Genomic DNA, 14694 nt, shown 5'->3' on the forward strand with positions numbered 1-14694 from the left:
CAACAACACGAGACAAACGCCATGAACTCCCCCACCGCCCTTTTCCCCGCTGCGGCAGGTGCCACCCAGGCACCGTCCACCGCCGACGACGCCACCTACCGCCAGATCGCCTGGCGGTTGATCCCGGTGCTGTTCGCCTGCTATGTGTTCAATTACCTGGACCGCACCAACATCGGCTACGCCCAGCTGCAGATGAAGAGCGACCTGGGCTTCAGCGACGCGGTGTTCGGCCTGGGCGCGGGCATCTTCTTCATCGGCTATGCGCTGTTCGAGATACCGAGCAACATGCTGCTGGCGCGCGTAGGCTTTCGGCTCACGCTGCTGCGCATCATGGGGCTGTGGGGCCTGGCCTCGGCCGCCACGCTGTGGGTGACCACGCCGGCGCAGTTCTATGTGCTGCGCTTCCTGGTGGGGGTGTTCGAGGCGGGCTTTGCGCCGGGCGTGCTGTTCTACCTCACGCTGTGGTTCCCCTCACAGCGCCGGGCCAAGGTGACGGCGCTGTTCTTCATGGCCTATGGCGCGGCGCCCATCGTGGCAGGGCCGCTGGCGGGCGCGACCATGACCTGGCTGGACGGCCTGTGGTCGCTGCACGGCTGGCAGTGGCTGTTCATCGTGGAGGGCCTGCCCTGCGTGCTGCTGGCCGTGCTCGCCTACCGCCTGCTCGACGATGGGCCGCAGGCCGCCCGCTGGCTCACACCCGAGCAGAAGCGCCAGGTGCAGGACGATCTGGCGCGCGACCAGGCGGCCAGCGGCGCGGATGCGCGCAGCAGCTTTGGCAGCGCCTTGCGCAACGGGCAGGTGTGGCTGCTGGGCTTCATCTCGTTCCTGGTGATCCTGGGCATCTACGCCATGTCGTTCTGGCAGCCCACCATGCTGCAGTCCATGGGCCTGTCGGTCATGCAGATCGGCCTGTACTCGGTGGTGCCGGCAGTCACGGGCATCGTGGCCACGCTGCTCATCGCCGGGCATTCCGACCGCCGGCAGGAGCGGCGCTGGCACTTCGCGGTGACCGCCTGCATCGGCGCGGCCGGCCTGTCGCTCACCACCCTGTTCATGCACAGCCCGTTGGCCGCCGTGGCCTGCCTGTCGCTGGCCTCGGTCGGCATCTCCAGCGCCTTCGCCATCCTCTGGGCCGTGCCCGGCAGCCTGCTGAGCCGCAACGCCGCAGCCATGGGCATCGCCCTCATCACCACCCTCGGCGGCACGGCCGGGGTGGTGGCGCCCGTGATGGTGGGCGCCATCAAGACGGCGACCGGCGGCTTCGCGCTCAGCCTGTACCTGCTGAGCGGTGCCCTGGTGCTGGCGGCGGTGCTGATGGTGCTGGCCGTGGGGCGCGGCCGGCAGGCGGTGCGCTGAACGCATGTCCCCCAGGGCGTGGGACAAATTGCCCCACCCCCACCCATGCGCAGGGGCCAGGGTCGATAATGCCCCATGCACGCGCTGCGCACTTCGTCACTGCTGGCCCGCCTGATCCTGGCGTGGTTCGTATTGACTGTGGGCGCGGCCATCGCATCGCCCATCGTCCACCCCCAGGCCCTGCAGGTGGTCTGCACCACGGGCAGCAGCGTCAAGCTGGTGGTGGTCGGCGAGGACGGCGGCGCCACCGAACTGGGTCAGCACACCCTCGATTGCGCCATGTGCCTGGGCGCCAGTGCACCGCCGCCACCTGCGCAGCAGCATGCACAGCGCCATGGGCCCCTGGCGCACGCGCTCGCGCCCCCTGTGGCAGCGACCATCGCGGCCATCGTTGGCGCCCCCCTGCCCGCCCGCGGGCCACCGACCTCCCTCGCCTGACACCTGCGCTGCTGCATGCCCCTCAAGGGCATGCGCGTGCTTTTGGCGGTAGCCACCGCGCCTTGACGGCGCCGGTGCGCGCCCCGGCGGCAGCCCGCCGTCCCATCCTCCGATACGTGCCCCCATGAACACCCCATCGACACCACCCCGCCGGGCCGCTGCCGCAGCGCGAGGCCCCTCCCACCATCGCCGCGACCTGCTGGGCCTGGCGCTCGCGCCTTTGCTGGCGGCGACACTCGCGGGCTGCAAGAAGGCGCCCGTGGCCTACAAGGGCATGGACATCACCGGCGCCGAATACGCCCGCGATTTCCAGCTCAAGGATGCCCAGGGTCAGGTGCGCACGCTGGCCGACTACCGCGGCAAGGCGGTGATGCTGTTCTTCGGCTTCACGCAGTGCCCCGACGTGTGCCCCACCGCCCTCACCCGGGCAGCCGAGATCCGCCGGCTGCTCGGCGACGACGGCCAGCGGCTGCAGGTGGTCTTCATCACCATCGACCCCGAGCGCGACAACCCGACCGTGCTGGGCGCCTACACGCAGGTGTTCGATCCGAGCTTCGTCGGCCTGTACGGCGACCTGGAGCAGACGGCTGCGACGGCCAGGGAGTTCAAGGTCTATTACAAGAAAGTGCCCACGGGTGCCTCCTACACCATGGACCACTCCGCCTTCAGCTATGTCTTCGACCCGCAAGGCAAGCCGCGCCTGGTGCTGCGCCATGAACAAAGCGTCAAGGAATGCGCCGACGACCTGCGCCAGTTGCTCCAGCAATCCGCCTGAACCCCATTCCATCCACGGAGATTTTTCATGCCTTTCATCCACCGATCGCTCCTGGCCGCCGCTGCCATCGCCGCATTTCCCTTCGCAGCCCAGGCCCAGGTCACCGTCAAGGACGCCTGGGTGCGCGCCACCGTGCCCCAGCAGCAGGCCACGGGCGCCTTCATGCAGATCCAGGCCGCCAGAGACAGCAAACTGGTGTCTGCCAGCTCCCCGCTCACGAACGCCGTCGAGGTCCACGAAATGGCCATGCAGGACAATGTGATGCGCATGCGCCAGGTGCCGGCCGTCGAGTTGCCCGCCGGCAAGGTGGTGAACCTCCAACCCGGCGGCTACCACGTGATGCTGATGAACCTTCAGCAACAGGTGAAGGCGGGTGACACGGTGCCGATCACCCTGGTCTTCGAGGGCAAGGACGGCAAGCGCGAATCGGTGGAGGTCAAGGCACCCGTGCGCCCGCTCAACGCGACGGCGGCACCCGCGGCCCACGGTGCGCACAAGCACTGAACGCCCTGGCGCAGCGGACCGCGGGTCCGCCGCCGTTCCGGTGCGGATTTGCATCCCGTCGGACCGTCCGATGGAAAGCCGCTGACGGTACTTCCCGCAGCCCCGCCAGGGCGAGCTCACGCGCTTGCCGCTCAGTTCAGCGTGTGCACGACCCTGTAGCGGCCTGCACGGACCATTTCCGCAGCGGCGGAAGCGTCGTCGCCCACACCGTAACCCACGACCAGTTGCACACCCTCCAGCCCGCTGAGGTTCAGGCCGGACGCAATGCCCACCGGAACCGTGCGGGGCAGCGGTCCGCTGCGGTAAGCCGGAAAGGCGCCCCCGGTGTAGGGCACCCAGCCGTTCGGCCCGAGGAATACCACGGTGGAACCGGCAAATGCTGCGACGTAGACGCGGCCGGTCTTGCCGCGGTGCAGTGGAGAAATGGCGGCTGCCACATCGATCGTCACATTGCTCAAGGGGCCGGTCTGCCCGCCGGCAAAGGTGCCCGGGGCTTCACCCACCCGGCCCGCGTCGAACGGAACACCGTTGGCACCCGCCACCCGCACGGGCGCCGTCGCCTTGTCGGCACCGCCCGTGGCCAGGTTGGTGGCCTTGCCCCACACCCAGACACTGCCATCCACGCCGATGACGGCGGAAATGGCCGAGCCGGCCGCAGCCGCCACCACCGGTGGCGGGCCCCGCGAAATGGTAATCTTGGGGGCCTGGGGTTGGGGGTTACCAGGGTCCCATAACCGGGGGGGGGGGGGGTGGTGGAGGCGGAGGGAAGGAACGGCACGGTGGGGGTGAAGGAAAAGGGTTTGCCCTTGGCGGGGCTTGATGTTGGGGAGGGGGGAGGGGGGAGGGGGGGGGGAGAGGTCAAGGGGGAAAACCCAGAAGCGGCCGCCACCTTCCGGTCTGAGGAGAGGGGGGGGGGCCGTGCCCGCCCCCGGCCGGGAAGGGGTCGGTGGCCTAGGGCGTGGAGTGGGCGGGCGTGCTCGCCTGGGGGGGGGAGGGGGGGGGCAGCGCCGGGAAGGGGGGGAAGAGCACCCGTGGCGGGCGGGGGGGGGGGGCGGGCGGCGGGCGCGCGTTCTTTCCTTCCTATCCCCACGAAACAACCATCCTACCATCTCGGAGCAGGGGCACCGCCGCGCCGTCGGAGCCACCCCCCCCCCCCCCCTCCGCCCGCGGCGGCAAGGGGGGGGGGGGGGTGCGGCCGGGCGGGCCTGCCCGGGGGGTAGGTGGGGGGGGCTGGTTGTGCCCCCACCCAAAAAAACACGGCCGGGGGAGGGGGGGGGAAGGGGGGGGCGCGGGCATGGATGGGGAAGAAAGACGACAGGGAAGCCAGGGGCATGGAAGCGCAAGGGCGCCAAGGTGCCGCGGGCGCCGGGGGGGGGGACACCGGAAGGCGCCCCCTCGGCCCAGGGCGTCGCGGGCGAGCGGGGCCCAAAAGAGGAAGCGCCCCGCGACCACCAGCATTCTGCGGGGGGGAGGGGGGGGGATGTGGGGGGGGCGCGGGGGGGGGGGGCCGAGCCGGAGCGCCAAGCGAGGACCGCGGCATCGGCCCGGGACGAGAGCGCGGCAGCGAGGGCAAGGAGAAGGCGGGTGGAAGGCAGGGAGAGGGGCAGCGGCAGGGGAGGGGGGGACGCGAAAGCGAAGGGGGGGCGGGGGGGGGAGGGGGGGGGGGGGAAAGAAAAGCTGATCCTCAGGAAGCATCAACAATAAAAAAAAAAAAAAAAGAGAGAGGGGCGGGCCGGGGGGCGGGCGGGGGGGGGGGGGGGGGGGCGGGGGGGCGGGGGGGGGGGGGGGGGGGGGGGGGGGGGGGGGGGGGGGGGGCGGGGGGGGGGGGGGGAGGGAGGGAACGAGGGCGGGGGCGGCCCGCGCGGGCGCGCCGGGGGTGGGGGGAGGGTGCGGAACGACTGTTAACTCTCGCGACACATCTCTGCTAAGTCGTTGATTTTTCTAGTGGCTCCCCAGAACGCGCCATGTAACTTGCGGTGCCCGCGCCACTCAACATTCGTCGGTGAGGTATTTGCGCCATCAAATCCTAGTTTTTGCGGAAACGAAATTGCACACTGTCCGGCATAGCTCTTACACGAAGTCGCACTGGCCTGCAAAGGCACTAGAAAAGCACCATCTGCGCTAACGACGAGTGCTTTGCGGCCCATCGGGAAGCAGGGGAGTGGATAAGCAGGGCTTCCAACAATGATTGCGCCGAGCTGGAGTCAGGCGAGACCGTATTCGCACCCGTAGCTGCCTCACCCAGAAGATCAAGCAAAACGGATGGCCGACGGGCCAGGGTCACATGCTCACCTCGCGCCAGTCTGAGCCCAATGCTTCCTGCCCATTCAATAGTCTGCCGAGCCTTAGGCAGAGCGCCCCGATTCCGTTTTTGATCTTGCGAGTCTGGGGTGTAGCTATATGCAGTTGCTAGCGCGTAGGTCATCCTGAAAAGTCCGTCGAGACTCAATCCCGCCATAAACGGAGCCAGCGGATACTCAACTTCGTCGTCTTTAGCCATGGATTTGAGGCTGGCTACAGTCCTTCGGTGTCCATCGTCCATGCGGCTATCAATCCATTGAGCGAGAGTAAGCTCCCAAGGCGTTGGCTCTTCGAGCACATCTACGGCTGCCCAAGGGTATCCACAGTCGCAAACGCCAACGCATGGACGATGCCAGTTGAGAGTTCGAGCGCACGCTGGGCAACAGTCGATCAATAGCCGCTTGTGCATTGCACATGCAACCGCAAGGGAAAAATCCCATGCAGCCCGGCAGTATCCGGACTCCTGCAGGCAGTCCGGGCACACCCTTGGATAAAAGCGATTGAGAAAGTAGCTGCGGCCTAAGCCATGACCCATATACGAGCAGCCATTCACTCGGCGCTGTTCCTGGACGCGCTCAAGCGCGAGCTCAAGCCGCTCAACACTCGCTCCAAACCACTCAGCCAGACGAGGAGCATCTTGGGAACTCAGCGTGTGAAACCGATTCCTGCCCAGCATGTGCTTGACTTGCACCAGTCCTCCAATGCCGTTGCCACTACTCATTCGTAGCGCGTACCCCTGCCCAGACTCACCACTCCATATCTCATCTTGCAGCGGGTATACCGGTGATTCCTCGATCAACGATGGATGCAGGGGATTCATAGCGAGCGCCTTTCCCTGGGGTAGAGGGGAGAGGCCCGCAGTTCGCCACGAATCCGCCAAAGCAGCCCGCCCAACTGCATACGCCGCTTTGAGGAGAGCCGCCAGTGCCACGGCGGTCGGTGCCTGGAAGGCGATGTGCCCAGAGAGAGAAAACTGTCTGAGTTGAGCGTCCAACCTCTTTCACGCATATAGATCTCGCTAAGCCGTGCCATGTTTTCAGCACTTCTAGCTTTTGCCCTCACCTCGGATGCGCTCCCTGCTTGGAGCCTCTCCGAAAGCGGCCTGGCGACGTCACGCCGCGCTTGACGAGCTTGCAGCGCGGCTACATACAAAGGGACGACTTGAATGAGATCCCTTTGCTCAACGAGTTCGGCCTCCCACACTGGGGCAAGAGCTTTGCGAAGCCTTATTTGCTCACTCCGGTTGTAGTCAGAATTTTTACTGTTCACCGCAGCAAGAGACCAGCCGCACTTCGGACATTCAGCGAGCGACAGCGCCGAACGACCAGTCAATCTAGCCTTGTCGACAATGAACGGGTAGGAGCACACGCAGCATTCCTGATTGAGCGGCACTCCGTGAATCCAGCACTCCCGCACGTGGGCGAGGCGCCAGTACCAGCGCAGGTAGGGCGTTTGGTCTTCCTCAAAGCACGCCCCGCACCATCGATAGCAGGGAGCTCCGTTGCGGCGATACATGAGGTTCTTCTCTCCCGACTCAACCGAAAGCACTGGCAGCCAATCCATAGAAGAGGCGATATCAGTGCAGTCGAACCCCGCCATGCGCAGGGTGCGGCGCCATTCAATGATCGGGAGCGGGCGATCCCAATCGAACTGCTGCGGTCGAAATCGCACTACTCTCGTGAGTACCGCAAAAGAGTATTGGTGATCACCGCAGAGGCGTTGAAGCCACGATGCACGGCTTTCGTTCGGCAAAGGCGGACTGGCAGCCCAAAAGCGGCCTGCCTCGTCCTGCAATCCCTCGGGCATGTTCATCGCTGTGCCTTTCCGTCGCCAGGCTTGTACCGAGCAAAGGGGTTGTTCTGATCAGCAATGTCACCCTTCGCATCGCGAAGCCCCTTTGATAGAGACTCAAGTGTCACCACCCTATTCGGCTGGGATGCAGCGTGCATGCATGCGTAGGTAAGAATCCGCTTGAGCAATCGCATGTTTCCGCCCGTGGCAGTATGCAAAGGTCGGCAGGCATCCGTGTTCACTATCGACAAATCCACGGCTTGAACGCCTTGAGAGAATCCTCCGAGAAGCATCCGCCAATGGTCATCGAGCGCAAGTGGGTGGAGCACAAAAGACGCCGATGCGCGGCTTATAAATTGCGGATTCAAGAGCGATAACCGCTCCAGGACTCTGGTTCCTGCGCCAATCACAGGAAAATTGAACATATCCATACGGACTTTCAACCAGTCTGTGGCAGCTCTGGCAGTGATGTCTTTGCCCCCCTCGCAGAGATGCTGCATTTCATCAATCAACAATGCACATGGACGGCGGCGCTGCAGAGCAACAGTGGTCATGTGATTCAAAGCCACGAGGGTGGGGCGCGAGGGCAATGCAGGAAACCCCAACGCCATCGTCATCGCAGCTGCAATACCTCGTTGGTCAACAGCATCATCCAAAGCTATTCGCAGGCAGCTTTCTTCAAGTGCGGAAGGCTTTGAGAACTCTCGGTTGATGAGATCCAATAGCAACGTCTTACCCATGCCGGGTTCGGCCATGATCAGAATCCCGCTGGGTGAGCGAAGAGTCCTCATTGTGTGGATCAGATCTCGACAAGCATCCCGTACTCTTTGAAATGCTTGATGATCGACCACCACGTTAAGCACCTGTTCACCCACTTTGAGTACCTCCGTTGATCTACGACCGGAAAAATCGGGCAATGAATCGTTCATGAGTCAGTTCTCCTCAAGTGAGAAAGAGCGGAATGGCATTACTTCAGGGAGCTTCGTCTGCATCACTTGGCTGACCTGAAGAGGGACTTCTGTTGTCATGGTGGGTTGTGGTCGAGAGGGTTCCATGGGGACAGAGGTCAACCCTTGTAGACGGACGAGTGCAGAGTGCTTGCGCACGCGAAGCCCTCGCTTAGTTGCGTCTTCCCAACTTGCTTGGAGCCGCAATATCGACTTCTCCATTTCTTCGTAGGCATTTGCGCGTGTCAAGCGCCTGCCGAGTTCTTGGCGAATGATCTGCAGCTGCACCAGTGACAAGCCGTAGCCGTCATTGAATAGTGGCCGTTGCAAAGGAACGTTGAGCCAAGACTTGGCCTTTGGGAGATTTACATAGATGCTGCTAAGGTCGTCCGGATTGAAGCGAATTTCGGCCTGGAACGAGCCTCGGTTTTGGCGGCGGTAGTCCTGAAGTTCAACCGAGTTGAACCTGAGATACTGAAAGAACACCCCATCACCATCAACACGCCGAGATGCGGCCAGTCCGCACAAAATGTCCAGTCCATTCAACTGCGTTGGCAACATTGCAGGAGGACTGGATAGACGCCCTTCTTCCCAGAGATCCCACGGACGACATAGAGTCTTGGGGTGGATCTGTAGGGGATACGCCTGGGAAGCCCACTGCACAAGACATGTGCACAGGTCGTCAAAGACGACTGCCGCTGTCACTGAAGGGTCTGGCGCGATGGCATTGCCAATGACCGAGTGAACACGCCCATGCATAGGCAGCGTCCGATTCGACTCCTTAATAGCACGTTCAATTGCCGCTTTGAACCATGGCTGACGAACCGGGTTGAAGATCAAGTCGCAGCGCAATTCCCAGCCTATACGCTTGAAATTTGCGGCATGAAACTCCAAGCCGTTGTCGACGACGATGAGCTCAGGAACACCCATTGCTGTCCAACGTAAAGGGTGCTCTTCGAGGGCTTCAACCCAATCGTCCTTCGGAAGGATCGATACTTGAAGAGCTCGTGCGACTGTCGCTGACGAAGGTCCGTAAAAACTGATGTAGAGGCCGAGGAGGTAGCCAGAGTAGCGATCAATAAGCAGGGTGATCCATGGCCGGCCTAAGGGCACTCCCGTCCTCGGATCAATGACCCAGATATCAAGGATCGTGTGGTCCACCTCGACCCGTTCCATGATTCGCGAGCTCTGGTCTCCTTTGAGGCTATAGCGCCACTTGTTCCGTGCGTAGTCAACCCCCACACGTTTGACATCCCGGATGTACGGCGGAATCTGCTCTACCCGTCTATTGATCGTCCTTTCTGACGGGCACTGCAACGCCGTTCCCTTCGTTCGGTTGTGCTGCTTCACAGCCTCTCGAATCTCGGACGTGACCTGCTTGACCGAGGGGCCTCGCAGCGATAGATAGCGTTTTGCAATCAGTCGATCAACAATGCACTCGACATCCACTTGGATGCGTTTCGGGCGAACGGTGAACTCCCGCCGGTCCACCAGAACATACGCATTCTGGTCCGAAGCCAAGTATTTTCGAGCCCACGCTTCAACGGTTGCCCCTGACGGAGGTCTGAACGGTGTCTTTTCTCCCTTTTTGGTCGCTTCGTCAGCTATTGCCGACCAAACTTTCTCCGCTACGATTTTGCACTGCGCGCGGGAGAAACTTCTGACAGGGGTATTGAGTACACCCTTGACAAACCGAAGGCGGAACTCGATCAGCTTTAGCTGCCGCGGCGTCCAGCTCACGGGCATTGCACTGTAGGTATCCTCGCGGAAATCCGAGGATGGAGGCACCGATGTCGGCACGTACTTTCGAGCAAAGATATCCTTGAGCAGTTGACTGACTTTGAATGTGACAATTTCGAAGTTGTCCAGGTACTTGAACTGAACGCGGCCGTCGCCCAAGTCACGTTCGAACTCCAGCTGCCGTTCACCGTGGCGAAGCACCAAACCACGACTTAAAGTAATCATGGTTGTCTCCTTCCACAGTTTCGATAAAAATGACTTGCTCTGGCTCTACGAGAAAATCCGCAGGCACACGACACTTGTGGCGCGCAACCAGGTTCCAGATCAATGCTTCGGACAGACCGGTTTCGACCAGAGCTTTGACTGTGGCGCTGCCTGAGCAACGCTCGCGCATCTCCTTAAGACATTCGAGTGCCTGCTCGTCTGTGAAGCGTAAGCGCCCGTACCGCATCAGCAGCAAAGCTCGCGCGGCAAGGGCCTGACCATCGATCATTTCATCAGTGATGACAAGGAAGCGATAGCCGTCCGCAAGTAGGCGTTCTTTGGCACGTTTGAACTTGTCTTCGTGCTTGGCGATGAAGACTTTCGGCTTGACCTCAACGATCAAAACCCCACCATCTCTGAAGACGATCTTGAAGTCGGGCGTGTAGCTTTCCTCCTTCGTTCCGTTCATCAATATCAGCTCAAGCGGCTGATGCACGATGTCTTTGACGACGGGGCATGCCAAGGCCGCTATTACAAAGCGGCGTTCCAAATGCGATTCGTGCTCGACCGGATGATCTAGCAGCCAGCCTGGATTAACCACACCGACCTCGCGGTGTGGGTTTCGGGTTACGACTTTTCGTGTCACGGGTACTCCTGTTGGGTTGAGCTTGCCCAGCACGCAACAAAAAAATTTGCGCGCGCGGCTTGACATCGCCGCAGTCACAGGAGTAAATTCACCGCAAAGGGGCCGAATCCTTAGGTGGCAGTTAACTCCGCGACCGACAGCGCCGATCATCTGAAAGGGTGGTTGGCGTTTGTTCTTTCTGGGGTGGGTTTCTCCTCAATATTTCGATACCGCACGAAGAGCAGGGGATAGCTTTGCTCTGACACTGCGATGTGTTTTGGTCTTCTTTGTCTTGTTTTAGTTACACGCGGCGGTGCTCGCGCCCCACCGTATAGACTTTGAAGTTCGCGACTACTGGGCGCATCTCGCCAAGCGACAATCAGTCGGGCAAGGTGTCCTTGCGCAAATGCCATTCCAGACGCTGTGTAGTCGTGCGCATGATCCAGATAGACCGCTCCGCAGTGCACCATTGTTTGGCAACCAAACCCTGCAGAACTGCACGCACGGTGGCGTCGTGATCGCCGTCAAAAGCCGCAAGCTTGCGCTGGCAGTACGGAATCATCTGCTCCACCAGATCTGCGCAAACTTCGAAGGCCTCGATGACTTCAATGGGTGAGGTACCCTGGGCGTAGAACTTCCCGGCCTCCTTGACGATAGAGATTTTTGGCTGAGCGCCTGCGAGGGCGGAATGTATCGCGGTGACGGGAAAGTCCAGCGGTACTCCAGGGTGGGCGACTCTGCTGACATCGAGCATTTGTGCTCCTTTCAAAGGAGTCCAACATACTCGCTGCACACTGAAATTTCAATATTAGCGGAGCAGCACGATGCGTTGCTTGCATAACGTGTCAGCGAGGCCTTAACAGCTCTCGCACGATAGATGCTCCCTGCACCAACTGTCCGGTAAGCGGCCAGCCATGCGATCTGACGACGACACCAATCCTGAGACAACCCAACGCTTGCACGCTCATCATCCTGGCACAGATTGAAGACCAACACACGGTAGATCTTGGCCTGCATGAACGCACGCGGCAACTCACGGTACTTGCTTCGAGCTGCGCCGTAGGCGCCGCCTGCATCAGCTACAGCCCTATAGCCATGTTGGTGGACACAAGTTTCGTTGGCATTCGAGTCCGTGCGCAGTAATCTGATGCCATGCCAACACTGCTTCTTGACTTCGATGAGGTACTGCACCCGGAGTTCTGCCACGAGTCCACGCACTTTTGTTGCCTGCCGTATTTTGAAGAGGCTGTGCGACTTGCTCCTGAAGTTGAGATAGTTATTGCAAGCACTTGGCGGCATCAACACCGACTTGAGGATCTGGCTCGGCGGTTTTCTGCGGACGTCTCGCAGCGGGTCATTGGCGTGACGCCCCACTTTCCGGCTCTTGACGACGTTCCACAAACGCTGCTGAGTTTCGAGCGCGAGGCTGAATGCAACGCGCGGCTTCGCGCCAATGGGCGGGTTGCAAGCCCCTGGCTGGCCCTGGATGACAGGTCTTGGCTGTACAGGCCCTTTAACCGCGCTCTGTTCTCGGTCAACGGCAAGACCGGCTTGACTGCTCAGGCTTCAGGCGAATTGCTACAGCGACTGCTGACTCTCTGATCAATTGCATCAAACTTGCGTCCACTCACTTCATGAATATGGGCCTGGACCTCACTCAAGGATCGCTATGCCTCTGAACCCCAACACCGTCAAGAAGCGCTCCGAGCCCAAGCGCAGCGCGTCGATTGATAGCCGCTACCGAGTCGCTCTGCCAGCGGAGATTGGGTGGAGGGTGGGAAGCCGCGTGTATTTCTCTCTTGCGAAGAATGCCAGTGATTGGGACGAGTCACCCGGGGTAGTGATTACGATCAAACCTCGGATGTTGTGGCAAGGGAGATTGGCTTCCGGACGCATCCGGCGCAACGGCTTCGCGCCGCTCGTAAGATTGCGCAGCAAGCGCCGCCCGCGTTGGGCATAAAACTCGCGCTTCGCGAGGGCATAACAATAATGGAAACGCTCTCCGTTAGCCATGGTGCCGTCAAGAGTGACGGCAAAACTATCTTCCATCCCCATGAAGCCCGGCTAGTGTTGCGCCGCCCGACATGGCCGCGGTCAATTCCGATTCGAGTTCAACGTGGTGGACGATCGAGGGTAAAACTGCCTGCATGGAACCAGTTTCCGCATCACCCCGGAACTGCTACGGCATCTGGCGCGACCAGCTACAGCAAGGTGATCGCGCGCGATGCCCACGGTGCCATGCACACAACGTGCAGTCAAGGCGCCAGGGTGATCCATGGGTTCCCATTCCGCCCGAGGCAGATCAATGAGCGACACCTACCTCGTTTTTCTTCGTGCGAGGACAAAGACCAGCCGTTGGCGCTAGCCAAGCTCAGCTCGTAACATGGGCGTGTTTGCAAACATGGCCATGATTGATCGGTTGAGGAGCACCCGGAAGTGACACGGCTCCAATTCCCAGACTTCCTACAGGAGCAAGGATATGAGCTTCAAACCAATCATTGCTCTGGACGCGGATGGCGTGCTTCTCGACTACAACCTGGCCTATGCCTCTGTGTGGGAGCGAGCCTTTGGCCAGCGGCCGGCCGAAAAGGACAAGGACGGGTACTCGCCGCTTGACCGCTGGGCAGTTGAATTTTTGGAGGGTGAGCGCCTGGCTGTTCTGCGCGCATACATGGATGAGCAGTTCTGGTCTTCCGTGCCTCCGCTTGAACTCGCAGTCGATGCATGCCACCGGCTCCACGACGCTGGCTACGACCTGGTCTGTGTGTCCGCGCTTGCGAACGACTTCCAAGATTTCCGCCTCAGGAACCTAAGGGATGCCGGCTTCCCTATCGAGCGTGTGATCGCAACGGGGCGGTCTGCGGGAGCGCGCAGCCCTAAAGCTGATGCCATCGAGCAGCTTGCGCCGGTGGCATTTGTAGATGATTTTCTGCCGTACTTCCGCGGCATTCCGCCGGCCGTCCATCGTGCCCTGATTACCCGTGGGGGCAACGGAACGCCCAACGTGGGGCCAGAGCTCGCACAGATTCATTCCTTGCATGGCGACCTGTGGCGCTTCAGCGAGTGGGTACTCGGACCTGGTTGCACGCTGCGATCAAGGGCACCATAAAAACTGGCTTCCCGCAGCGGTACGCCGCACGTAGACTTGCAGCCCCGGTAGCCCTGGACTTACATCAGTCATTCAAATTGCGAGGTCTCAATGACCGCCAAAAAGCCGACTCCTGAATCCGCTTCGCAGGCCCGAGACCGTCTGAAAAGCGAGAGCGTGCGCAACACCTTAGACGCCCTCAATGCTGCTGTTCGCGAGGGACGTCTCGTAACGCTACGGCCTGAGTCATCAGATGTTCAACCTGGAATTCGACCCCGAACTTCCAGGCGCAAGAAAACCGAGGAATAGCGGCCCGTCCTCGTTGCTCAGCCGTCGGAGAAGGTGCCACGCTGCGCAGCTTCAAGGCGGGGCTTCGCGCAGCTTTGCCGAGGCTCTCCGAGCGCTCCTGGGAGATGGCGGGGTGCCCAGCAACTTGCCTGTGAGCTTGCGTACGATAGGGGCGACGGGAAAAATCAAGGGCACACCCACTACATAGGCAACGCAGAAGGCCTTCGCCCAAGCCTCCAGAAGCCGCCCGCTCCAACCCACGTTCACCGCGATGATGACAAAGGTCATGACGAAAATCATTGGCGCGCCCATCACCATGGAGAACACCAGGCGAAACCCTTTTTTGCGGATGCATGCTGGAAGCTCTCCCAACGCGTCAGACGCAAAGCCACTGCTCGATCTTTTCGCGGCTGGGCACCCCGCCGGCGTGCACCACCTTGCCATTGACCACCACCCCAGGGGTGCTCATCACACCGTAGCCCATGATGGCGCGCGGTTCCTCCACCTTTTCAAGTTTGACCGTGACGCCTCTTGCCTGCGCCAGCTGGTCAATGAGAGCAATGGTGGTTTTGCATCTGGCACAGCCGGTGCCGAGTACCTTGATGTCCATGGAATTTCCTTGGGAGTTGACGTTGAA

At 61.3% G+C, this 14694-nt stretch carries 15 protein-coding genes; 6 read left to right on the forward strand and 9 right to left on the reverse strand.

The window, feature by feature from the left end; genetic code table 11:
* The first annotated feature begins 21 nt into the window (after positions 1-21).
* The 4 genes from U5N23_RS24570 to U5N23_RS24585 all read left to right on the forward strand — a co-directional run bounded on the left by U5N23_RS24570 (position 22) and on the right by U5N23_RS24585 (position 3073).
* On the forward strand, positions 22-1356 hold the full coding sequence (locus tag U5N23_RS24570; RefSeq protein ID WP_322595312.1) for an MFS transporter: 1335 nt from the start codon (positions 22-24) through the stop codon (positions 1354-1356).
* Between the two features lie 75 nt (positions 1357-1431).
* Complete coding sequence (locus U5N23_RS24575) at positions 1432-1794, forward strand: hypothetical protein (RefSeq protein WP_322595313.1); 363 nt, start codon at positions 1432-1434, stop codon at positions 1792-1794.
* A 124-nt stretch (positions 1795-1918) separates the two neighbouring features.
* Entirely contained in the window at positions 1919-2569 is a 651-nt protein-coding gene (locus U5N23_RS24580) for an SCO family protein (protein WP_322595314.1), read from the forward strand.
* Between the two features lie 27 nt (positions 2570-2596).
* Entirely contained in the window at positions 2597-3073 is a 477-nt protein-coding gene (locus U5N23_RS24585; protein WP_322595315.1) for a copper chaperone PCu(A)C, read from the forward strand.
* A gap of 131 nt (positions 3074-3204) precedes the next feature.
* On the opposite strand, the gene U5N23_RS24590 is transcribed toward U5N23_RS24585, so the two are convergent.
* The 7 genes from U5N23_RS24590 to U5N23_RS24615 all read right to left on the reverse strand — a co-directional run bounded on the left by U5N23_RS24590 (position 3205) and on the right by U5N23_RS24615 (position 11435).
* Positions 3205-3738 (reverse strand): hypothetical protein, encoded by a 534-nt coding sequence (locus U5N23_RS24590; protein ID WP_322595316.1) that lies wholly within the window; start codon positions 3736-3738, stop codon positions 3205-3207.
* 1436 nt (positions 3739-5174) lie between these two features.
* Complete coding sequence (locus U5N23_RS33175; RefSeq protein WP_416208661.1) at positions 5175-6194, reverse strand: TniQ family protein; 1020 nt, start codon at positions 6192-6194, stop codon at positions 5175-5177.
* Positions 6191-7186: a TniQ family protein gene (locus tag U5N23_RS24595; RefSeq protein WP_322595317.1), complete on the reverse strand. Its 996-nt coding sequence runs from the start codon at positions 7184-7186 to the stop codon at positions 6191-6193. Before U5N23_RS24595 ends, U5N23_RS33175 begins: the two co-directional genes overlap by 4 nt.
* On the reverse strand, positions 7183-8094 hold the full coding sequence (locus tag U5N23_RS24600) for an ATP-binding protein (protein WP_322595318.1): 912 nt from the start codon (positions 8092-8094) through the stop codon (positions 7183-7185). The genes U5N23_RS24595 and U5N23_RS24600 overlap by 4 nt, the downstream gene beginning before the upstream one ends.
* Before the next feature lie 3 nt (positions 8095-8097).
* Positions 8098-10077, reverse strand: coding sequence for a Mu transposase C-terminal domain-containing protein (locus U5N23_RS24605; RefSeq protein ID WP_322595319.1), 1980 nt, complete (start codon positions 10075-10077; stop codon positions 8098-8100).
* On the reverse strand, positions 10037-10702 hold the full coding sequence (locus U5N23_RS24610; RefSeq protein WP_322595320.1) for a TnsA endonuclease N-terminal domain-containing protein: 666 nt from the start codon (positions 10700-10702) through the stop codon (positions 10037-10039). Before U5N23_RS24610 ends, U5N23_RS24605 begins: the two co-directional genes overlap by 41 nt.
* Before the next feature lie 358 nt (positions 10703-11060).
* On the reverse strand, positions 11061-11435 hold the full coding sequence (locus tag U5N23_RS24615; protein WP_322595321.1) for a hypothetical protein: 375 nt from the start codon (positions 11433-11435) through the stop codon (positions 11061-11063).
* A 398-nt stretch (positions 11436-11833) separates the two neighbouring features.
* On the opposite strand from U5N23_RS24615, the gene U5N23_RS24620 reads away from it, so the two are divergent.
* Together U5N23_RS24620 and U5N23_RS24625 are read left to right on the forward strand one after the other, a co-directional pair.
* The gene (locus U5N23_RS24620; RefSeq protein WP_322595322.1) at positions 11834-12283 is read left to right on the forward strand and encodes an HAD domain-containing protein; all 450 of its coding nucleotides are present in this window, start codon (positions 11834-11836) and stop codon (positions 12281-12283) included.
* Between the two features lie 877 nt (positions 12284-13160).
* Positions 13161-13790 (forward strand): HAD family hydrolase, encoded by a 630-nt coding sequence (locus U5N23_RS24625; protein WP_322595323.1) that lies wholly within the window; start codon positions 13161-13163, stop codon positions 13788-13790.
* A 339-nt stretch (positions 13791-14129) separates the two neighbouring features.
* Here the strand turns inward: U5N23_RS24625 and U5N23_RS24630 are convergent, their stop codons facing one another.
* Both U5N23_RS24630 and U5N23_RS24635 read right to left on the reverse strand, forming a co-directional pair.
* Entirely contained in the window at positions 14130-14501 is a 372-nt protein-coding gene (locus U5N23_RS24630; RefSeq protein WP_322595324.1) for a DUF2798 domain-containing protein, read from the reverse strand.
* Positions 14434-14667, reverse strand: coding sequence for a thioredoxin family protein (locus U5N23_RS24635; RefSeq protein WP_322595325.1), 234 nt, complete (start codon positions 14665-14667; stop codon positions 14434-14436). The genes U5N23_RS24630 and U5N23_RS24635 overlap by 68 nt, the downstream gene beginning before the upstream one ends.
* Positions 14668-14694 lie beyond the last annotated feature (27 nt).

Source organism: Acidovorax sp., assembly GCF_034519795.1.
Taxonomy (GTDB): Bacteria; Pseudomonadota; Gammaproteobacteria; order Burkholderiales; family Burkholderiaceae_C; genus Acidovorax.